Annotated in this window: 19 protein-coding genes; 16 read left to right on the forward strand and 3 right to left on the reverse strand. The window is 54.6% G+C overall.

The annotated features are described in order from the left end of the window. The first annotated feature begins 261 nt into the window (after positions 1–261). The 9 genes from MJ768_RS07340 (at position 262) to MJ768_RS07380 (ending at position 9,854) form a co-directional block, all read left to right on the forward strand. Positions 262–501 (forward strand): hypothetical protein, encoded by a 240-nt coding sequence (locus MJ768_RS07340; protein WP_239289633.1) that lies wholly within the window; start codon positions 262–264, stop codon positions 499–501. 44 nt (positions 502–545) lie between these two features. Further along, positions 546–2,255, forward strand: a complete 1,710-nt coding sequence (gene kaiC / locus MJ768_RS07345; protein ID WP_239289635.1) for a circadian clock protein KaiC — start codon at positions 546–548, stop codon at positions 2,253–2,255. A 7-nt stretch (positions 2,256–2,262) separates the two neighbouring features. Continuing rightward, the gene (locus MJ768_RS07350) at positions 2,263–2,553 is read left to right on the forward strand and encodes a circadian clock KaiB family protein (RefSeq protein WP_239289637.1); all 291 of its coding nucleotides are present in this window, start codon (positions 2,263–2,265) and stop codon (positions 2,551–2,553) included. Further along, positions 2,550–6,161, forward strand: coding sequence for an EAL domain-containing protein (locus tag MJ768_RS07355; RefSeq protein WP_239289639.1), 3,612 nt, complete (start codon positions 2,550–2,552; stop codon positions 6,159–6,161). The genes MJ768_RS07350 and MJ768_RS07355 overlap by 4 nt, the downstream gene beginning before the upstream one ends. After that, positions 6,158–6,469, forward strand: coding sequence for a hypothetical protein (locus MJ768_RS07360; RefSeq protein WP_239289641.1), 312 nt, complete (start codon positions 6,158–6,160; stop codon positions 6,467–6,469). The genes MJ768_RS07355 and MJ768_RS07360 overlap by 4 nt, the downstream gene beginning before the upstream one ends. Continuing rightward, positions 6,466–7,305 (forward strand): HDOD domain-containing protein, encoded by an 840-nt coding sequence (locus MJ768_RS07365; RefSeq protein WP_239289643.1) that lies wholly within the window; start codon positions 6,466–6,468, stop codon positions 7,303–7,305. The genes MJ768_RS07360 and MJ768_RS07365 overlap by 4 nt, the downstream gene beginning before the upstream one ends. A 706-nt stretch (positions 7,306–8,011) precedes the next feature. Then, positions 8,012–8,776 (forward strand): 3',5'-cyclic-nucleotide phosphodiesterase, encoded by a 765-nt coding sequence (locus tag MJ768_RS07370; protein WP_239289645.1) that lies wholly within the window; start codon positions 8,012–8,014, stop codon positions 8,774–8,776. A 66-nt stretch (positions 8,777–8,842) separates the two neighbouring features. Beyond that, positions 8,843–9,295: a SixA phosphatase family protein gene (locus tag MJ768_RS07375; RefSeq protein WP_239289711.1), complete on the forward strand. Its 453-nt coding sequence runs from the start codon at positions 8,843–8,845 to the stop codon at positions 9,293–9,295. Positions 9,296–9,623: 328 nt separating this feature from the next. Beyond that, on the forward strand, positions 9,624–9,854 hold the full coding sequence (locus tag MJ768_RS07380; protein WP_239289647.1) for a hypothetical protein: 231 nt from the start codon (positions 9,624–9,626) through the stop codon (positions 9,852–9,854). 404 nt (positions 9,855–10,258) lie between these two features. Here MJ768_RS07380 and ada read toward each other — a convergent pair whose 3' ends face one another. Then, the gene (ada, locus tag MJ768_RS07385; RefSeq protein ID WP_239289649.1) at positions 10,259–11,371 is read right to left on the reverse strand and encodes a bifunctional DNA-binding transcriptional regulator/O6-methylguanine-DNA methyltransferase Ada; all 1,113 of its coding nucleotides are present in this window, start codon (positions 11,369–11,371) and stop codon (positions 10,259–10,261) included. Between the two features lie 209 nt (positions 11,372–11,580). Between ada and MJ768_RS07390 the strand changes: the two genes are divergently transcribed. From MJ768_RS07390 to MJ768_RS07405, 4 genes are all read left to right on the forward strand, one after another. Next, entirely contained in the window at positions 11,581–11,850 is a 270-nt protein-coding gene (locus MJ768_RS07390; protein ID WP_239289651.1) for a hypothetical protein, read from the forward strand. 599 nt (positions 11,851–12,449) lie between these two features. Beyond that, complete coding sequence (locus MJ768_RS07395) at positions 12,450–14,777, forward strand: hypothetical protein (protein WP_239289653.1); 2,328 nt, start codon at positions 12,450–12,452, stop codon at positions 14,775–14,777. Between the two features lie 44 nt (positions 14,778–14,821). Then, positions 14,822–15,310 (forward strand): nuclear transport factor 2 family protein, encoded by a 489-nt coding sequence (locus MJ768_RS07400; RefSeq protein ID WP_239289655.1) that lies wholly within the window; start codon positions 14,822–14,824, stop codon positions 15,308–15,310. 180 nt (positions 15,311–15,490) lie between these two features. Then, on the forward strand, positions 15,491–15,850 hold the full coding sequence (locus tag MJ768_RS07405; protein WP_239289657.1) for a DUF2934 domain-containing protein: 360 nt from the start codon (positions 15,491–15,493) through the stop codon (positions 15,848–15,850). Between the two features lie 45 nt (positions 15,851–15,895). On the opposite strand, the gene nfi is transcribed toward MJ768_RS07405, so the two are convergent. After that, positions 15,896–16,570 (reverse strand): deoxyribonuclease V, encoded by a 675-nt coding sequence (nfi, locus tag MJ768_RS07410; RefSeq protein ID WP_239289659.1) that lies wholly within the window; start codon positions 16,568–16,570, stop codon positions 15,896–15,898. Positions 16,571–16,767: 197 nt separating this feature from the next. Here nfi and MJ768_RS07415 point away from each other — a divergent pair, with 197 nt between their 5' ends. The 3 genes from MJ768_RS07415 to MJ768_RS07425 all read left to right on the forward strand — a co-directional run bounded on the left by MJ768_RS07415 (position 16,768) and on the right by MJ768_RS07425 (position 20,323). Then, the gene (locus MJ768_RS07415) at positions 16,768–17,310 is read left to right on the forward strand and encodes an endonuclease dU (protein ID WP_239289661.1); all 543 of its coding nucleotides are present in this window, start codon (positions 16,768–16,770) and stop codon (positions 17,308–17,310) included. A 298-nt stretch (positions 17,311–17,608) separates the two neighbouring features. Beyond that, complete coding sequence (locus MJ768_RS07420) at positions 17,609–18,985, forward strand: MBL fold metallo-hydrolase RNA specificity domain-containing protein (RefSeq protein WP_239289663.1); 1,377 nt, start codon at positions 17,609–17,611, stop codon at positions 18,983–18,985. A 447-nt stretch (positions 18,986–19,432) separates the two neighbouring features. After that, the gene (locus MJ768_RS07425; protein ID WP_239289665.1) at positions 19,433–20,323 is read left to right on the forward strand and encodes a GGDEF domain-containing protein; all 891 of its coding nucleotides are present in this window, start codon (positions 19,433–19,435) and stop codon (positions 20,321–20,323) included. Positions 20,324–21,336: 1,013 nt separating this feature from the next. On the opposite strand, the gene MJ768_RS07430 is transcribed toward MJ768_RS07425, so the two are convergent. Beyond that, a complete protein-coding gene (locus tag MJ768_RS07430) occupies positions 21,337–21,681 on the reverse strand; it encodes a hypothetical protein (RefSeq protein ID WP_239289667.1) in 345 nt (114 codons plus the stop codon). Positions 21,682–21,924: the final 243 nt, after the last annotated feature.

Here is a 21,924-nt window from a genome sequence, read left to right on the forward strand (position 1 = left end):
TATAAAAAACAATATGTTACGCTGTTTCAAAACTCGAAGTCCGACAGTCTGCTAGAGAAATTTTCTATTGGAAACTGAATAATTATTTTGCGATTTACGTGTGCTGTCGCACATTCATCTATAGTAAACAAGGTGATATACTTTCACTAGTTGTGGGGCATCGCCATTCCCCTGACTTAGCCATTTTTTTCGTGCTCTCCCGCGATTTTCTCCGCATGATCTGCATCCGGGACCATTCCATGTTTTGACAGGAGGCGGCGTATGTCTGCGAGCAATCCCAATTCTGCCGTTCTCGACTACGACACTGGATGTGCCCAGCACTTGTGCCTATTGGATGCCAGACACGACCCAAGATTATTCGCCTATCCCTCCAAGGCAATGCCTGGTAAACATCAGGTTTCGTCCTTCCTGGCCTGGCATCGGCAACAAACGGTCGAGCGAATTGCAACCAAAGAACCGGATGTGTATTGCCAGCTGTCATCGCGGTGGCAGACTCCATAATGCTTCCTGCAGGAAACAAGATGAAATCCGTCCGATCTTCCCTCATGAAAGTGTCAACCAAAGCGCCGACCGGCATCGCCGGTATCGATGAAATCACCGGCGGAGGTTTACCACAGGGCCGCACGACGCTGCTGGTAGGCGGGCCAGGTTCCGGCAAGACCGTACTCGCGCTGCAATTCCTGGTGCATGGCGCGCGGGAGTGCAAGGAACCAGGTATCTTTGTCGCTTTTGAGGAGAGTTCGAAGCGCATCGTGGCCAATGCCGAAAGCTTTGGCTGGAAACTCGCGGAGTTGCAGCGGAAAAAGCTGTTTTTCATGGATATCCAGCCTATGCCCGACCTGGTCCAGTCGGGGGATTTTGATTTCGGCGGGATGCTTGCGGCGCTGGAGGCCAAATCCAATGAAATAAAGGCGCGGCGTATTGTGTTCGATGCCCTGGATGTCATATTGACACTGCTACCTGACGAGGCGGCAAGAAGGAGAGAGATCTATAGGCTGCATGAGTGGTTATTGGCGCGCGAACTAACGGGCCTCATTACTCTTAAGGCTGGTGAGGAATATATAAGCGCCAGGAGCCAGTCTCCTTTCGGTTTCATGCGCTTCATGGTGGACTGCACAGTGATCCTCAATCACAGCGTGATTCTGGGCGTGTCGCAACGCAACCTGCGCATACAGAAGTATCGCGGCTCCAGCTTCGATGAAGATGAATTGCCGTTCGTGATCGGCAAAAACGGATTTGAGGTCGCCTTCGCGCATACGCCGATCCGTGTGGATGCCAAGGTGACCAGCGAGCGCATTTCCAGCGGAGTGGAGCGGCTCGACACCATGTTGGGTGGCGGCTACTACCGCGGCGCCAGCGTGCTGATCACCGGCTTCTCAGGCACGGCCAAAACCACCTTGAGCGGTGCGTTCGCGGATGCAGCCTGCCAGCGCGGCGAGCGCACCCTGTTCGTCAGTTTTGATTCGGATGGTTCCGAGGTGATCCGTAACCTGGCCTCGGTCGGTATCCGGCTGGATCGTTATGTAAAAAACGGATGCCTGAGCATGATCTCGGCCCGCACCATCACCGGCAGTGCAGAAACATTTCTTGCGCGCATCAAAACGCTCGCTAAGGAGCACAGGGCTCGTTGTCTGGTGATCGATCCGGTATCCACATGGTCCAAATCCGGCAATGCGTTGACCGCGCGCAGTGTAGCGGAACGGTTGATCGACTGGGCTAAGGCCGACGGTACCACCTTGGTTTGCACCAGCCTGCTCGACGAGATGTCCAGCCAGTCGGAAAGCAGCTCATCACTACAGATCTCGAAGATCGCGGACACCTGGATCCACCTCAACTACTTACTACAGGCCGGGGAGCGCAACCGGGGCTTGTCCATCATCAAGTCCCGCGGCACGGCGCATTCGAACCAAGTGCGCGAGCTGATCCTCAGCGATTCGGGTGTAACACTGGCCGACACCTACACTGCAGGCGGCGAGGTGTTAATGGGCGCGCTGCGCTGGCAAAAGGAACGCGCCGACCGTGTCGCGAACGAGGTCAACGAAGTCGCCGCGAAGCTTAAGCGCGTCAAGCTCGATGCCGAGGAGGCCGAGCTCGAGGTACGAGTGAAGTCGCTGCAGACGGAACTCTTGGCGAAGCAAGTCGAAAAGGAATTGTTGGTCCGCACTACGGAGAGTCGCAAGGGGGAGATATCGCAAGGTCTCACCCGCATGGAAGAGTTGCGTGGAGCCGATGCAACAAAGCCGGATAGGAAGTGAAATCGCCATGAACCCACTAGTCATGTTCAAGTTCCGGCTCTATGTCGCAGGCGATGCGCCGAACTCCGCGCAGGCGCTTGCCAACCTTACCGCACTTTGCCGGGCGCACCTCACGGATCGACACGAGATCGAAATCGTGGATGTATTTCGGGAGCCGAAGCGTGCGCTGACAGATGGCATTTTCATGACGCCGACTCTGGTCAAGCTCGCGCCATCCCCCGTACGAATGATCGTCGGCACACTCAGTCAGACGCAGATCTTGTTGGATGCTTTTGGGCTGGAATCCGACGCGCCATGAACCCAAAAGACCCGACGCCTCCGGAAGACGCGAATGAGAAAATTTCCGCATTAATCGAGACCCTGCACCAGACCGGACAACGCTTGGAGGAGCTAACGGCAGGCGAGGTGGATGCGGTAACGGGCCGTGACGGCCAGCCATTCTTGTTACGGCGCGCCCAGGATCGCATGCGTCACAGCGAGACCGCCATCCTCAACGCGTTGCCCGCTCATATCGCTTTGCTTGATACCCAAGGACTCATCATATCGGTGAACGAGGCATGGCGACGAGTTACCAGCGCGAATGTGTTCCTGAGCCAGGGACATGGGATCGGCGTCAATTACCTGGAGATTTGTGACAGCGTAAAGGGAGATGGTGCATCCGAAGCTCATCAGGCTGCCGCAGGTATTCGATCGGTGTTGGGTGGCGGGGTAAAGAGCTTTTCGCTCGAATATCCTTGTCATTCACCGACGGAACAGTGCTGGTTTCTGCTGACAGTAACCCCCCTGGCTGATGATCATCCGAATGGCGTCGTGGTCATGCACTTAAACATAACTGAGCAAAAAAAGGTCGCGCAGGAACTGCGCGAAAGCGAACGTCGCTTTAGCGACCTGCTGGGTAATGTAGAGCTGGTTTCATTGATGCTCGACTGCGAAGCGCGGATTACGTATTGCAACGAGTATCTGCTCCGTCTGACCGGTTGGCAACTCGGGGAAGTCATCGGGCGAAACTGGTTTGAGCTTTTCGTACCACCAGAAATTAGCGATTTAAAAAGCTCATTTTTTGCGGCGCTCCTCGCCAATCAACCCGAAGCAAGGCATCACGAGAATGAGATCCTCACGCGTTCTGGCGAGCGTCGGCTCATTCGCTGGAACAATTCGGTGTTACGGTCGGGAGCCGGCGAGGTGATCGGAACGGCCAGCATCGGCGAAGACATCACTGAGCGCAAGAAAGCGGAAGCCAGTATCGTATATCTCAACCGCATATATGCCATGCTTAGCAGCATCAACACGCTCATCGTGCGCGTGCGTGAACGCGATGAGCTATTCAAAGAGACATGCCGGATCGCGGTCGAGGCAGGCGGGTTCCGCATGGCCTTGATAGCCATCGTGGATCAAAGCCCAATGAATATTGTCCCAGTCGCCTCTGCGGGCAAGGATGAGGCGCTCCTGGCCGCCATCAAAGGCGTATTGTCATCAAGTGAGACTGCGCCGAATACCATGCTCGCGCGGGCAATAAGGGAAAAAAAGCCCATCTTGTCCAATGATTCTAAAAGCGATCCCAGGGTTTTGTTCAACAAGAAATACACTGAATCAGAAGTTCGCTCGATGGCCGTTTTGCCGCTGATTGTTTCGGATGAAGCAGTAGGCGTGTTCGCGCTGTACGCTAGCGAGAGCGAATTTTTCCATGAAGAAGAGATGAAGCTGTTAACTGAGCTGGCTGGCGACATCGCATTCGCGATGGATCACATCAAAAAAGAGCAGCAGCTAAATTATCTGGCCTACTACGACGTCGTCACCGGACTGCCCAACCGCACCCTGATTCACGACCGCCTGGATCAAGGAATGATGGCGGCGCTGCGCAACAAGTGGCTATTGGCGGTGCTGACAGTCAATCTAGATAATTTCAAGGTGGTCATTAACACGCTAGGGCATGGCATCAGCGATGGTCTGCTGCAGGAAGTCGCACGCCGCCTCACGGCATGCTTGGGCGATACCGGCACGGTCGGATGTCTGGGCGGGGACGAGTTCTGCATCATCCTGCCAGAGATTGCCCATAGTGAGGACGCTGCGATAGTGGCGCGCAAAGTGATCGACAGTTGCGCCGGGCCGCATCTGATTGAAGGCTACGAACTGTTCGTCTCGGCTAGTGTCGGCATCACCTTGTTCCCGGACGATGCCGTTGAAAGCGCGGCTCTGATCCGTAACGCCCACACAGCGATGTTCCGGGCCAAGAATCAGGGGCGCAACACCTACCAGTTCTTCACGATGGAGATGAATCGGAACACGCAAAACAAGATGCGGATGGAAACAGACCTCCGTCACGCACTGAGCAATGGCGAGTTCCTGCTCTATTACCAGCCCAAAGTGAGTTGCGCCACCGGAAAAATCACAGGTTTTGAGGCGCTGCTGCGTTGGCAGCATCCTGCGCGTGGACTGGTGGGGCCGGACGACTTCATTCCGTTGTTGGAGGAAACCGGCCTGATCGTTCCGGTCGGCGAATGGGTGCTAACCACTGCCTGCACACAATTGCGGTGCTGGCACGATGAGGGACTGGGGACGCCGAGCATGGCGGTCAATATCTCCGAACGGCAGATCCATGTCTCCGACCTGTGCGAGACAGTGCGACAGGCGCTGGCGGCGAGCGAGCTGGCACCTATTCACTTGGAGCTGGAACTGACCGAGAGCCAGTTGATGAAAGACGCCGATGGCGTCATCGGCATCCTGGAGCGGATCAAGGCGATCGGCGTAAAAATTACAGTGGACGATTTCGGTACCGGCTATTCCAGCCTGGCCTATCTTAAGCGCTTTCCAATCGACAGCCTGAAGGTCGACCGGGCCTTCGTTCAGGACATCATCGCCGACCCCGACGATGTTTCGATAACCCGCGCCATCATCACCCTGGCGCACAGCCTGAAGCTCAAGGTGGTGGCCGAGGGGGTCGAGACCGAAGGGCAGCTGGGTCTTCTGATCGCCAACCATTGCGACGAGGTCCAGGGCTATTATTTCAGCCGGCCGCTGCCGGCCGAGGAAGCGACAGCTTTGCTGCGCGAGGGTCGGTCGCTGGACAGCCGGATGATAGCCGGCCTGAAGCGGAGCCGGACGCTGCTCTTGGTCGACGACGAAGCAAATATTCTTTCAGCGCTGAAGCAGCTGTTATGCCGCGACGGCTACGACATTCTCACCGCCCGGAGAGCGGAGCAGGGACTGGAACTGCTCGCCAGCCATCAGGTCGACGTGATTATATCCGGCCAACGCATGCCCGGTATGAGTGGGATCGAGTTCCTGCGCCGGGTCAAGACGCTGCATCCGGAGACGGTACGCCTGGTACTTTCCGGTTACACCGATCTGCAGGCGGTGACGGATGCGATCAATGAGGGGGCGATCTACAAATTCCTGACCAAGCCCTGGGACGACAGCATCCTTCGTGCCAACATCGAGGAAGCCTTCCGAAACAAGGAAATGGCCGACGAGAACCGCCGCCAGCACACAGGATTGGCTTTGACCAACAGCCAGATGATAATGGCCAACGAGCAGTTGCAGAAGCTGCTGGCGAACAAGAATCTGCAGGTGATGCGCGACGAGTCTTTGCTCGACATCGCGCAAGAAGTACTGCAGCAACTACCCTGGCCGATCATCGGTATCGACGATGAGCGCACTGTCGCCTTGGCCAACACCGCTGCCGACGTGATCTGCGGAAATGGCGAACTACTTCTGGGCCGGAATATTTACGCCTCGCTGCCGGCGTCGATCCTCGCGGCGCTGGGTTCGTCCCTGACGGCAGAGTCGGACATTGACATCAACGGTGTCCGCTATCGTTTGCGCTGCAGCAGTATGGGCGAGCACTCCCGCTCGCGCGGTACCCTGCTCGTGCTGCTGCCGCACGTCCTTTTGCCGAGCCAGCAATGATCCAAATAATTCCGCTCGACCAAACGCTACCCGGCATGGTGCTGGGCGAAGTACTGATGAGCGGCAGCAATATGCTGCTGCCGCTTGGCACGGTGATCAACACTTCCCATATCGAAAGTTTGCGGCATTGTGGAGTGAGCGAGATAGCTGTGCTGTCGCCGAGCGAGCGTACGATTGCGGAGGTCGATGAGCAGCGTGAAGCGCTGCGCGGGCAGGTAGAACGCCTGTTCAGACGAGCCGGCTCGAATATCACCATGAAGGCCCTGCGGCGGGCAGTGCTTGAATACCAACTGGAGAAACTCAAATGAGCGAAATCACTCTGCAAATGGTGGTGGACGATCTAGACCGACTGCCGGCTTTGCCTGAAGTGATATGGGATCTCATGGATTACCTCCAGCGCCCTGAAGTGGATGTTGGCCAGGTCGCCTACAGGATCGCGCGGGATCCGGCGCTGGCGGCTAAATTTTTGCGTGTTGCCAACTCTTCTTTTTACGGCCTGCAGAGACAGGTAGCGACGATACCGGATGTCTTGACAGTGTTGGGGCTACGCGCTGCCCGCACCCTGATCAATGGGGTCGCCGTGGTGACACACTTCCAGACCCTGGTAGTGGCAGGCTACGATCAGCGCGCCTTCTGGCTGCACAGCGCCGGCACCGCACTTTGCGCGCGCGCGCTGGCCCGCGAGCTCGGCACCAATATGGAAAATTCCTTCACCGCTGGCTTGCTCCATGATATCGGTCGGCTCATCCTGGCGGCACATTTCCCAGAGAAGTCCCGTAGCGTCACGACATACCGTGCCGAGCACGATTGCCACCCGATCGAAGCAGAGCAAGAAGTTCTGGGTTTCGATCATACTCAAATCGGCGCGGCACTTGCATTGCGCTGGAAATTTCCCGCTGAGATAGTAGTGGCAATCGCCAGCCATCACAAACCAATGGGTATGCCCGCAGGTTCGCTGGTCGACCAGATACATCTGGCCGACGTAATGGCGCATGTGCTGGAATTTCCGGGTGGCAATGATGATCTGGTGCCATTCTTATCCAACGTCGCCTGGAACAGGCTGGGCATCGGCTGGGTCAAATTCAAGCGTCTGCTGGGAGAGGTGGATGCTCAGCGCAATGACGCGGAGTGGGTGCTCAGCTAAAACAGGACGCGGATTCAAGTTCGAAGTGCAACACGATTTGCAACTGGCGCTCCCATTGCCTTTTTAAGTTTGATCGATACTTCTGGAGGCATCAAAGGCAAGCACCACACGTGGCGCGACTTAGCCGCCCTTGACCCCGCCAGAAGCATCAACCCATTGGTTTTTATTCAATAAAGGTGGATTGGCAATGTGTTGCACTTCGAACTTGAATCCGCCACTTCCTACAGCTACGTTTGCGACAGATTTAGTGAGGATTGCTATAAGGGCACTTCTAAAAATTCAGATTTCGTCACAATACTTTGTTGCTCACAAAAAATGTTTCCTTACATATCAATTATATGCTGCGTCAACATTTTTTATTCGCGCCTAGTCTTGTTTAGAACTCTGAATTTTATAGGTGCCCATAAATTAGGTACACAACATGGCATTGTTGAATAATTCAGAATTTTGAAAAAACTCCTACTGCTCCTTTATTTTGCTGATTTCGACGAATACCGGCATGCTGCTATGCGATGCATCACAAGTTCCTCGCCAGCCAGATGGGTAGACGCCACTTTTGTGGGGGTGGCGCCAACATAACCAAGTGAAGAAATACCCAGATCAAAGGGAGAAAGAGGGATACCAGAAGACAAATAGTGCGGCTACTGGTGAAAAATGCTGCCGTTTCTTCACATCACGTGGAGTGAATGTCAAAAGTGAGAACAGCATGAGGCTTGAAATATTGGGCTGTAGCGGCGGCGTGGGCGGCGAGCGGCGCACCATGGCGTTGGCTTTGGAGCAGCATGTGCTAATCGACGCAGGGTCGGGCGTGGGCGACCTGAGTTTAGAGCGCATGGCGGCGATCGAGCACGTGTTTCTCACCCACTCCCACCTCGATCATACGGCTTTCCTGCCGCTGCTGTGCGACGCCACGCTGGACTTGCGCGATGGGCCGCTCACGGTGCATGCGCTACCGGAAACCATAGCGACGTTGAAAGAGTGCATGTTCAATTTCAAGCTATGGCTGGATTACAGCGTCTTGCCGAGCCCGGACAAACCTTATATCGTGTTCGAGCCAGTTGCAATTGGTCAGACGGTGCGCATCGGCGCCTGCGGCATCACGCCGTTGCCCGCCAAACACGCCGTTCCGGCGGTCGGTTACCGGTTGGACAGCGGCAGCGCAAGTGTCGTCTACAGCGGAGACACCACGCTTTGCGACGCTTTCTGGGAAGCGCTCGACGTCATGGAAAGCCTCACCTGTTTGATCATCGAAAGCACCTTCCTCAACCGCAATGCCGAGGGAGCTCGGATATCCGGCCATATGACGCCCGAGCTGCTGGCAACCGCCCTGCGCCGGCTTCGGTGCAATGTGGCTATCTACATAGCTCACATGGAGCCGGGCAAGGAGGCCGAGACCATGCGCGAGATCGACGAGGTCGCCGACACGTTCCGTCCGGTAATGCTAAAGCGCGGCGATGTGCTTGAATTCTGAGCAGGCTGTGAGTGGCTGTAGCAATCGGGATATAGAATGGCTGTTTTATTATCGGAGGGCTGGGCTTTGGATCTAATTTTATGGCGGCATGCGGATGCCGAGGACGGCTTGCTGGACGATGCACGCAAACTTACCGCAAAAGGCGAAAAACAGGCTCAACAGATGGGGCGGTGGCTCAAATCCCATCTTCCCGAGGGTGCGCGCATCTTGGTCAGCCCGGCAAAACGGGCGCTCCAGACGGCAAGTGCCTTGGGCCGGGAGTTCGAAATAACAAGAGAAGTCGGCACAGGAGCATCCGTCATATCGGTAATGGCTGCAGCAGGCTGGCCGGATGCCAAAGGTGCAGTGGTTGTGGTTGGCCATCAGCCTACCTTGGGGCGCATAGCTGCTGCGTTGCTGTCGGGCGTCGAGGCCGACTGGGGCATCAAGAAGGGCGGAGTGTGGTGGTTTAGCAACCGTTTGCACGGTGACAAAACGCAAACCGCACTGCGCGCGGTGATGTCGCCGGAGTTTCTTTAGATCATTAAATCAATACTGCTTCTAAATGTCCTTTTTCTTTTCCTTTCCTTGACATGCGCACGTTCCAAATCAGGTCGAAAGGCTTCCCAGTTGGCCTAGGCATTGAGTTTCGCAGTGGATCACCTTTCGCCGTTAACTTGGCGGTGTGTGTTTCAACATCAATAAAGCCGGGGTATATGTAGTGAGGGGTCAATTCGCAAAGAATTCTAATCTCCTATCTTCCTAAACAAAAGCTACGACACCACTTTAATAAATTTTTCATTTTTCTGTAATTTCCCTGAAACATTGTTTCATTATCCTGCGTCAATACATTCATAAGGAGATGAAGATGCTTAACCTGATTCAACAACCCGGACAGCCGAATAACTTGCAAGCCTTGAGCTCAGCTATCATTAATGCAGAAGTGAGAGAGTCGCATCGATTGAGATACCAAATAGTCGCATCAAAAATGAGTGTCTATTTGAATAACGCCAATGAAAAGATTGAACACAAAATGTTTAACCACTTTTGTGAACGCGTGCTACCAGTCACTTTTCGTGATTGGATGACCAAACGTTAACACTACTGGCCTTACCATGACGATGCTAAACCTGAACCAGGAACCTCGGCAACCACGACATAAACTCACTACCCGCTTGGCCAGAACTGACGCAGAATTTGAAGATTCGCAACGACTGAGATATATACAGTCCTTGTTACACTTAAATTCAAAATAATACACAGCTAACACCTCATCCACTAAACCCGCTGAGATCACTATATTCCGGTTAAACGCGCATGCAATATGATACGCGTTCTTTTTTCACCATTCATTATGTCCTTGTTTTTCACCAGTACCGGCGTCTTCCTGTAAAACCTTTTATTACAGGCAGCGATATTATGAAAATCTATTTTCGGGCGATCATGGTAATTGCCTTTATTGCCTCGGTGATGCGCGATGTATTCGAGGTCGTTCCAACCTGTTCAAGGAGTCTGCATATGACTTTTTTCGAGCAGCCATGCCTGCACTTCTCGATCAAGCAATGCGTGTTTTCGTTCGACGCCCCAGCGGTAACCGGACAAGCCGCCATCGATACGCACTACGCGATGGCATGGAATCGCCACCGCCAGCGCGTTGGCGGCACAAGCCCCGGCCACTGCACGAACAGCCCTAGGTGCACCGATGCGTTGGGCGACGTCGGTATAGCTGACGGTTTCGCCGGCAGGAATTTCTTGCAGGGCCTGCCAGACGCGCTGCTGGAAAGCTGTGCCCTGCACATCCAGTGGTAGATCTAGGCCTATCCCCGGCGCTTCGACGAAGCCCACCACCTTTGCTACGAGTTGCTCAAATTCCGCATCACTGCCCACCAGAATAGCGCGAGGAAAACGATCCTGCAGGTCACGCGCCAATGCATCGGGGTCATCGCCCATGAGAATGGCACAGACGCCGCGTTTGCTGGCCGCCACCAGTATCGCCCCGAGCGAGCACTGGCCGATGGCGAAGCGTATTTCAGTATTGGCCCCACCGGAGCGGTAGTTGGTCGGCGTCATGCCCAAGACCTGACTCGACTTTTCGTAAAAACGCCCGTTGGAACTGTAGCCGGCACCATAGATCGCCTCGGTGACTGTGTTGCTCCGTTTCAGCTCGGCGCGGACGCGGGAAGCTCGATGGGCCGCCGCGTAAGTTTTTGGGGACACACCGGTGACGGCCTTGAAGATGCGATGCAGGTGGTAGGTGCTGAGTCCGGCATATTTCGCCAATTCATGGAGGCTGGGTGTCTGTTCGGCCTTCTCGATGAATCGGCACAGTTCGGCCACCAAGATAGTGTGTTGCTCGGTCATCTGGGGTTGATCCGGCTTACATCGTTTGCAGGGGCGAAAACCGGCGCGTTCGGCATTTGCGGCAGTAAGATGGAATTGCACGTTCTCGGGCCGGGCGGGTCGAGATGCGCAAGAGGGACGACAATAGACCCCGGTGGATTTAACTGAGTAGAAGAATTTTCCTTCCGCCGCAGGATCGCGAGCGACCACGGCAGCCCAACGTGGGTCATTCTGGGTTGCTGCAGCAAGTCGTTCTGTTTTGGTGCCCATGTTCATTGTGCATTTTCAACGATTTCAAGATGAATAATTTAAGTTTAGCCATCGCTGGGAAATGTTGCACTCCGAATCTTGCTTTTGAATTCGAAGTCGTCGACTGACCGCATATAGCCACTAACCGTCTTCCTTAATAAATTACAAAAAAGTAAGGATTGAATTGCGTTACTATTTCTGCTCTATACCTTCAACAACAACAAAAAGGAGCTCTCGTGGCAAATCAAGACGAACTAAACATAGAAATGGCTGAGCTTGTGAAAGAGCTTTCCAACTCAGTGACAGATCACTTAAAAAAGTATGCTCATGACAATGAGAGGAACACTCTATTATTTATTGAGGCATTTAGAGAGATTCATCGTCTCAATCCAGAAGCCATGCCACGCATTCAGCGCGTTATGGAGGAGCTTCTTGTAACTCACGTCGATAATGAATTGTTAACAAATGCCGTCAAGGATGCGCAAACCCTATTAAGGTTGTGCTGATGAGTTTGACTTCCTGATTTCATCTTCAGTACTTCATAAACCCGGATGAGTTCTGCAAAGGGATGCTGTTTGGCTTATGAACACTGTAGGAGTCTGTCACCTGAAGATGATTAGCTTCCGGAATTTATGGGCGGTGCCCACATTATACAAAGCGGGCTGACTTATCTCTCTCAAAATCAACAAAATGAATTTGGGAGTTCTTTGTAGGGCTTCATTTGTGTCCCTTCTACTTGGTCGTTTAATGGATCTGATACTACCGCAGCTTGCTTAAAAATTTGCCTTTCAAAGTTGAATCCAACATTTTATACGCCGCATATTTTAAGAGCTATTCTAGTTAAAAATAGGGAATTTGCTTATTTAATTTTTTTAGATGTCGCTCTATTATGAAGTCACGGTGGCACAGTCAAGTTACTGCGAATTTCTGGCGAGGGACTTCTTCGGCGGGCGAATTATTGATCCGGCAAGGATATATTTGCACGTCTCTGCTGCTCAAACTGCACAGTGATGGCATCTTCCACTTCAAGCTTCACTTGGCACCATCAATAATCGTCACGGCGTTAGGCTAGCTCAGTCTTAAAGACGTATAAGGAGATCAAATCATGTGGATACCTACTCTCGGATGGAATGATAATCGGCGCTCTCAAAATCAATACAGTCTTGTTGAAAGACTTGCTTATGTTCTTGCATTTTGCTTTCTTGCAGGGATATTGGGTGTTCTGTGGCCGCAAGCCGCTCGGGCACAAGACCAAGAGCGGGAACCCATTGCTGCTGCCGGGCACGGCGGTTTTTTTGGCCCAGACGGGCACCAGATTCCTTTGACGCTGGGTTTTGCCGCCGAGGCACAGACCTGGTACCGCAACAAGCTGCTGTCGGATTTGACTGCGGCCAAGAAGCGCGAATTTGCTAATTATGAAAAACGCCTGCGTGTCGGGATCAATGCCGACGGGCAGGATGGGCTTGTAGTGCAGCACATGGCACTTGAATGGTTGTTGGCCAACACATCGTCAGTCAATCTTAAGTTTCAAACGGCAGGTAAGCTACGCGCACTGCGGCACGCCATGAACTGGAAGCTGCCCGAGCAGGACGATTTGAAGGTGGTTGAAAGGCGTGAGCCATTCACCCCGCGCCCGGATGTTGTAAAGCGACTTGAGTCCCTGTCATTCAAGCCCGCTGGTGGCGGGCAGGTGATGTCAATTACCGCCAACTCAGGGCAGGCCTACATCGATGAATGCAAGGCAGCCGGCGTGCCGATTCCGCCCACGATCAATGTGATGGATCCCGCTGGGCTGGCGGGCTGGAAATCTCAAGGCTTTATTCCTACGGGAAACCAGTTCATCGTAGGATCACCTGCGGAGGTGCGCACCTACCGCAGCACTTCACCGGAGGGCATGTGCTATGCATTACCCCGGTACACGGACGCTACATTGAGCACGGCTTCCCTTGACGGTGTAATCTGCATGGGCAAGCAAAGCTCCAAAGTCTGCTTTTGGGACAACCAGTGGACTGTAAACGGCACTGTCCAGTCCTTTGGTATCCCGGCGGGAACCCAGATACCCATTGGTGTACCAAGCACAGCCGGGGGCAAGTATCAAGCCGGAGGAAAGGAGATTGAATTCGGCCCGGGCGGTGTCTGCACCGATTGCCATGCCGGAGAAAACCCGTTCATCATTCACCCCAAGAGCAATCTCGCCACCAGCGGCCCGGCAGTGTTGTGGGAGAGCCTTTCCGCAGCGCCACAGAATTTGCCCTCAATGGCGGTCAACCGCTACGATCCCATCGTAGGAGGATCGTGGCCGCAAAACCAGTTATCGCAGGCCGGCTCCACCGTACCTGTAGAATGCCGCGCTTGCCACGTCAAAGGTGGCAACGGGCGCTTCCCACATCTGTCAAATCAAATTTCTCAATACTGCAACACAGTTCTCGCGCAGGCGATCACCAAAACCATGCCTCCGGGCAGCCCCGGCAGCGAATCCACTGTGGCCAACGCATTCAGAAATGCATGGTGCGGTGGCCCGCCCAACTCAAGCTCTGCCGACGCAGGTGATCCGCACATCACTACCACTAACGGCATCAATTACGATTTTCAAGCGGCGGGCGAGTTCACCGCCCTCAAGAACGAGGACACCAACTTTGAACTGCAAACCCGGCAGAGCCCTGTGATCACTACCTTTACCCCTGGCGCCAATCCTCACACCGGTTTGGCAAGCTGCGTGAGCCTGAACACGGCAGTGGCCCTGCGCGTGGGCAAGCACCGCATCACTTACCAACCTGCGGGTGGGGCGTCTGCCAGCGCAGAGCGGCTGCAACTGCGCGTGGATGGCGTACCCGTCAACCCCGCGAGAGGCTTCGATCTGGGCGGCGGGAACGTCATCAAAAAAGCCAAGGCAAGCGGTGAGATCGACATACGCTTGGCCGACGGCACGCGCGTGGTCGTCATTCCGCTCTTCTGGGCGTCACAAGGCTACTGGTACCTGGACGTGCAGGTGTTCAACACCCCGGCGCGCGAAGGCGTGATGGGACCCATTCTTACGGCAGACTGGTTGCCGCGCGCGCCTGACGGCTCAAGCTTTGGTCCTAAACCTGCCTCGCTGCTTGACCGGCATGTGCTGCTCAACCACAAGTTTGCCGACGCATGGCGCGTGAGCGATAGCACCACCTTGTTTGACTATGCCACAGGCACCGCCACCGCCGACTTCACCGACGCCAACTGGCCGCCCGAAAGTGGCAAGTCCTGCACTAGCACCACCGTGCATGGCCCCACCCCCAAGGTGAGAGAGCCTCGCCCCGACATCGCCAAAAGAGCTTGCCGTGGCATCAAGAACAAAGCCATCTTCGCCAACTGCATCTTTGACGTGACCGTGATGGGAGACACCATCGCCGCCAAGGGCCATCGGCGGGCGGACCAGCTTAAGGCTGGGGCAAACTGACTACCAGGGCGGTCTAATAATTGTTACGCCTATCAGGAGAGATCATGACGGTCCATTTACCCATCATCGACTTCTCCCCAGATCAGCGGGAATTGTGGCAGCGCGTTATGGATCTATGGGCTTTGTCGCAGAACCGAGATGAATCCAAGATTCGCTCCACGCTTCACCCTGACTATGTTGGATGGGACATGAGCACTCCGCTTCCGCACGGCCGCGAGTTTGCAGTTCATTCGGTATCAGGTGACTCGCCGGAAGTTCGGGAGTATGCCCTCAAGCCCCTGAGCGTTCAGGTTTACGAGGAGCAGGTCGGCGTAGTCCACTACTCCTATTCCGCTACGATTATTCCCAAAGGGGCAGTTTCGCTCGACGTTACTGGGAGGTGGAGTGAGGTCTATCTTAAGCAGGGCGGAGTGTGGCTGATGATCTCCATTAGTGGCAGACCTGACGTGCAAGGAACTGGTGATGGTGTGGCTGGCCGAATCGGTTCGAACGAGCGACCCTTTGTTCGTGGTTGTTCTAAGCATCACAACTAGTTGTTATTATTAATAATTAAAGCTCCGCCCGTTCCTGCTTTAACGATGATCTATGTGTGGCTCGGTGTCACTCGCCATTCAAGATGAATTCCGGAACCTCAGCAAGGTTTCGCTTTTTATTGATGTAAGCAATTTTTACTGAATATTTTGTTTCTTTGATCAACCATGGGAGGTGCAATGATGGCTAAAAAGACAAGTGGGCTGGTTACTCCGAGAGACCGCTTTAATGATTCTCCGGAAGGTGATATCGGTCCCGAGCAACGCTGGAACATGATCCGGGAGGCAGCCTATTTTCGGTACGTGCAGCGTGACCTTGTTCCGGGTCATGATCTTGATGATTGGCTTGCGGCCGAAGTTGAACTTTTTTCGGAGGAGGCCGAGCCCGCACCAGTCGATACGACCGAGTTCGGAATGCAGGAGGGCGGCGCCCACGGCTTCTGGGAGGACGATGCAATTAAGCGGATCATCAAGCAGCATCCGGGAAAAGGCATACCTCAAGTTGAGAGCATGGAGCCCCAACAAGCACCGCCCAAGGTATAACGCGGATGCGTGGTGTCAGCTGCTGCCGTTGAAAGGCCGCACCAATTACGCGCCGTCCATTTTCGCCGAGGCCAGATGGTGGGCGTGGCGCGTGGTCTCCGGCAGGCGGTAGCGGGTGACGCAGGCGAGCGTGAGTTCTATGGCGGTCTCGAGACTCACGCGGTGACCGATGGAGACGTAGACCGGCTTCACGCCGGCGCGGGTGCGCACTACCGCCCCGATGGTCTCTGCGCCGTCGGTCAGCGGTGTCCATGCCCCTTTCACGTCCTGCAGTTCGTCATGACGGCCGATGAGCCGGGTCTTGGCCACCCCGATGGTGGGGACATCCAGCAGCACCCCGAGATGGCTGGCGATGCCTAAGCGGCGCGGGTGCGCGATGCCTTGGCCGTCGCAGAGGATAAGATCGGGAGTAATATTCAGCTTGGTCAAGGCTGCCAGCACAGCCGGCAGCTCGCGGAATGCCAGCAGTCCGGGCACGTAGGGGAATGCCGTTGGGCAACGGGCCACGGATGTCTCCACCAGTTCCAGGCCGGGAAATGCGAGCACGGCCACCGCCGCCCGCATCACGCGCCCTCCTGCTTCGAAGCCCACGTCCACACCTGCCACGTGCCGGATTGCCGGCAAGCGATCGACGCGTTCCACCCGCTGCCTCAATTCATTCTGCAGCACCGCGGCCTCGGCAGGCGTCAACTGCCAAGGGTGTTCGATTACCGGCTGCATTGATCGGTTGCCTGAACTGCACCGACAGCGGTGGTCGCACGAAAGTGGGACAGTGCATCGAAGATTGCGCGAAAGAGAAGCATGCGAAGCAGACCATGATTTGGATACTATAATTAGAGGCTATGCCAAATCATTCCAATAGACAACCCCGCGCCCAAGGGGATACCGACTTCGGCGGGCGGCGTATCTCCCATGTAGTGGGCTTCGACGATGCCCCATTCGATCGCAGCTACCGGGGCGACGTGCTGGTGGTGGGCGCGGTCTTTGCCGGCACACGACTGGACGGTGTGATCTCGACCCGGGTCAGGCGCGACGGGGCCAATGCCGCGCAACGGCTGATCGACCGCCTCACCGGCAGCAAATATTTCGACCAGCTTCAGGCCGTCCTATTGCAGGGCATCGCTTTTGCGGGTTTCAATGTGGTCGATCTGCAGCGGCTGCACCAAGCCACGGGATTGCCGGTGCTGGTGGTTGCGCGCCACCTGCCCGACTTTCAGGCGATCCGCGAGGCCCTGCTGCAGCGGGTGCCGGGCGGTGCCCGCAAATGGCGCCTGGTCGAGGCGGCAGGCCCCATGGAACCGATGGCCGGGCTCTATGTGCAGCGCTGCGGCATCACGCCGGAGAATACGGCAAGGCTACTCGCCGGCCTGCAGCAAAACGGCCATCTGCCGGAGCCCCTGCGCGTGGCGCACATAATCGCCGGGGGCGTGACCACTGGCGAGAGTCGGCACCGCGCCTGACAAAAAACGCCGTTGACGCCAGCGCAGCAGGTCTCAGCCGGGAACGATCTCGATCCGATGGATGCTCTCGCAAGCTTCAATCTGAACCGGACGGCAGAATTGCTCGATAAGCCATATCACCGCTATTCGCGGCCCTATTCCAATATTGCACTGCAAAGTTGCGAAAGAAGGATGCTTTTCGTGTGTGGGGAAAAGCTATACCATGTTGGCCTATCGGCCTATTATCGAAACTGTACTTCCAGGTTAAACCCGAATATGTCGCGGGAGACGTCGACACGGCTAATGAGGGCTACAGATTATGACTACCATTCAATTTCTCGGGGCAACCGGAACGGTCACCGGATCGAAATACCTGATTGAGCATGACTCGCGCCGCATCCTGGTTGATTGCGGTTTGTTCCAGGGATACAAGCCGTTGCGGCTGAAAAACTGGGCGCCGTTTCCATGCGATCCGTCCACTATCGAATGCGTAATCCTGACTCACGCGCATATCGATCACAGCGGCTACTTGCCGTTGCTTGCCAAGAACGGCTTCTCCGGAATGGTTTATTGCTCGGAAGCGACCCGTGATCTTTGCGAGATACTGCTTCCGGACAGCGGACATTTGCAGGAAGAGGAGGCAAACTACGCAAACCATCGGGGTTTTTCCAAACACAAGCCGGCCCTGCCGCTTTATACGCGTGAAGATGCCGAACGCTGTTTAAGCCTATTTCGTCCGATCGAGTTCGAACGCGAAGTTCAACTCGGCAACGGATTTACATTACGCCTGTTGCCATCCGGCCATATTCTGGGCTCTGCATTCGTTGCCCTGAACACGCCACGAACCTCGCTGTTGTTTTCCGGTGACCTCGGTCGACCGCACGATCTGGTGATGGCCGCTCCGTCCCGCATCGAAAAGGTGGATTACCTGGTGGTCGAATCGACCTATGGCAACCGTCGCCATGACGCCGCCGACCCGCTGGTTGTGCTTGCCGAAATCATCAATAAGACAGCTAGCCGCGGGGGAGTGGTATTGATCCCGACTTTTGCGGTGGGCCGCGCCCAGACGCTGATGTACTGCATTCATTTGCTGAAGGCTCGCAAAGCCATTCCTGATTACCCTGTTTATCTGAATAGCCCGATGGCCGTCGATGCGACACGGATTTTCCATCAGCATCACGGCGAGCACCGCCTGACTCCGGCGCAATGCGATGCCTTATGTGGCGCGGCGCGGATCGTCAACAGTGTTGAAGAATCGCAGCAACTTAACCGGTCGCATGGACCAATGATTATTTTGGCCGCAAGCGGCATGGCGACCGGCGGTCGCGTTACCCATCACCTGAAAGCGTTCGCACCAGATCCGCGAAATACAATTCTGTTTACCGGCTTTCAAGCCGGCGGGACACGCGGTGCCAGTCTGATGAATGGAGCGGAGGTAATCAAGATTCACGGCGAATACATCCCGGTACGCGCCGAAGTGCGGATGCTGGAAAATCTTTCCGCGCATGCCGATGCCGACGAGATTATCGGCTGGCTCAAAGGATTCACCCAGCCGCCGCGCCACACTTTCATTACCCATGGCGAGCCTGATGCGGCGGATGCGCTGCGCCATCGTATCGAGGAAGAATTGCGTTGGCCGTGTGTCATACCTGAATATCTCGAACGCGTGACCTTGGAAGAAAGAGGGATCGGCTGACTGTAAATTTCATTCCTTGCGCGAGGTGACGTGATAAAGGACACCTGACAATTCCAGCCTGAGTGGACTAGCTATCTGTGGAGTGAACAAAGTTTGTTGGAATGTTAGATCTGCCTCCCGCTTAGCAGCGGGGAATAGTGTAAATTTGGAAAAGCCGCGTTAAATAATATCGCATCATGCAGGGGGGCTATAGCCGGCCATTTCGAAACTTGAACCCGTCCTGTTTGAGTTTGCCCAAATTCACCCTACCTTTAAAATGAACAGAGCGAACCGCTTACTACTTGATGACTGGTTCAAGGGCACCTCTAAAAATCCAATTTTCGTCACAATACGGCGTTGCTCGAAAAAAATTATCGCTTACATATCAACTATATGCCGCGCTCAAATTTTTTTCTCGTGTCTTGTCTTGCCTAGAAACTTGAATTTTTAGAGGCGCCCTCAATAAATATGAAAAAGGTAAGGATTCCTAATTTCCTCCTCGGTACCATCTGGACCGGTTGGCGCCTCTGGATTGTATGGTCAATCTGCGTCAGTGTATTCCTTCTTATTATTGCGTTTCGGATAGCAACTGACGCCGAGTTCAATTTTGCATCCTTGGCGGTGCTGCCGGTGCTTGTGATTACATGGATAGGTGGAAAAAGGAATGGTTTGTCTATGGCTTTTCTGGCATCTGCGATGTGGCTCGTGGGCGATATTGCTTCAGAGCGACAATACAGCGCCCAGTGGATTCCGTGGGTAAACGCATTAACCCACTTAATGACCTACAGCCTGGTAGCTCTCCTTGCCACTCAGGTTCGCCTGCAATTTGAAAGAGAGCACGAACGCGCGACCCGGGATGCATTGACTGGGCTTCATAACAGGCGCGCCTTTCTCGAGGCTGGCACCTCCGAAGTTGAGCGCACGAAGCGCTATGCTCACCCATTGGCCGTTATTATTCTGGATCTGGACGACTTTAAACAGCTTAACGACACCAAGGGCCATGATGCTGGGGACATGGCACTGCGGGCGACAGCCGGGGCTTTGCGCGGCGCCTCGCGCTCTAGCGATCGAGTCGCGCGATTGGGTGGCGACGAATTTGCCGTTCTGCTTTTAGAAATTGGATACGAAGCAGCTGTCGAGGCAGGTCGGAAAATTTCCATTGCGGTGAACGCTGCACTTCAAGACTTCCCGCCAGTGAGGGGAAGTATCGGTATAGCGTGGTTCGGCGAAGCTGATCGTTTGTTCCCTGCAATGCTGAAAGCTGCCGATGAGTTGATGTATGAGGTAAAAAAAAGTGGTAAAGACGATGTGCTCTCACGACGTTTCCCTGAGATCAACAGGTCAGACACTGAAAGGTGATTAACCTTCTTTGCCTTTGAGCTATTCATGATTTTTTGTCTGCCTGTGATGTTCCACGAAAGGCCCGAAAACTCCAGTTTGAGTGGTCTAGCCATTTGTGAAGTGTTACAGAGTTTGTTGGGATGTTAGATCTGACCGTTCGCAGTAACAACTGTTTGATCTAGCGGGTTGAAGTCCCGTCCAAGGAGCTGTCCGTACACCTTGGTAGTTCAAGGGAGCGGCGCCGAAGTAATTCTGTGTCGTAAGTTCCCAATTGGCAAAGTATCAGGCCGCAACGCAAGTGAACCTACACGTAGCCTCGTAAACGAATTGGAGAAGCCGACCCTGTGGTCAGAAGGGGAAGGCCGCTGGATGTACGCTGAAACAACGGAAGTGGCGTGCATCGACTCCCGGGGTAGCAGGGGCGGCATGATACGGAAGGCAAACAGTCCAGTGCTGGAGACCCGGTGCGGTGGTGGGGAGGCCACCGACTGTGGCGTATAAGGAAACGAAAGCGCAACAGGCCGCATCGGGAGTCGGAGGGGTTCATAGTACCGTTTGAGTTTGAGGGACAACATAACCCCGGACGAGGGAAGAGCGAAGCGAGGGGCCAACCCTGCTTTGTTCATGCAACCGAAGAGTGGAGGATCAGGGGATTGCCATGTTGCTAACCACCCCGGGATGTGATCAGGACGCTACAGAGGGAGCTCTATGCCAAGGCCAAGCAAGTGACACCTGCTGTTACGCGCTCGATGATTGAGTACAGGTGCGACATCCTCAGTCGCGCTAGTAAACGTAGGCCGTGCAAATGTGCATGCCTTGGCGTGAAGAACATCGGAAAGCCGTGTGCGTTAATAGCGCATGCACGGTTTGAGGAGGGAGGGCGGGTGAGAGCCTGTTCTCTACTCTACCCGAAATTTTGAAATTTTTAGCGGTGCGTGGTTATTAGGGCTTTAGCCCCTTGCAACCACGGCCTACCTGCGGGTGGAATCAGATTTAAAATCCGATCCCGGATTGCATCCGCCCTGCGCGAGCTATCGGATGTTGTTGATGGAGTTCTTCACGGTGTCATGCTTCGTCTTTATCTGGGCATTCTCATATACTGTATCCTTGTTAGTGCTCTGAACCTGCCCAGTTAGACCGACCTGTTTCACTTTATCTCGGGGGATATGTTTGGGAACGACTATAGTATCGGTTACAGCGTTTCTCGCACAGATGTAACCACCATTTACCGGCGTCCACGCACACGCGCCCCTCAGCGGATCGGTACCAGTGCAAGATTCACCGTCGGGTTCAGCTACGATCACGCAGGTTGCTTGGGCCACACCGAAAAAAGAACATGCTGCTGCAAGGATTAGAAATTTGAATATCGAGTTCATGATTCTTTCTCCTTTTTAGTTTCATAGCCCCTGTAGGATGTGGTGACGCAGGAACCGCGTAAATCAATGGGTAGAGTAGAGAACAGGCTCTCGCCTGCCCTCTACTCTACCTATTGATTCATATAGCACAGAATCCGGAATAAACTGAAGTATTGCATTGCCGAAATGTCAGTTACTTGGCAACCTTATGCACACAAAAAAACCCAGGGGCGCTCGCGCGCCCCTGGGTCTGCTACAACCTCC

The sequence above is a fragment of the Candidatus Nitrotoga sp. 1052 genome, from assembly GCF_927312905.1.
GTDB lineage: Bacteria > Pseudomonadota > Gammaproteobacteria > Burkholderiales > Gallionellaceae > Nitrotoga.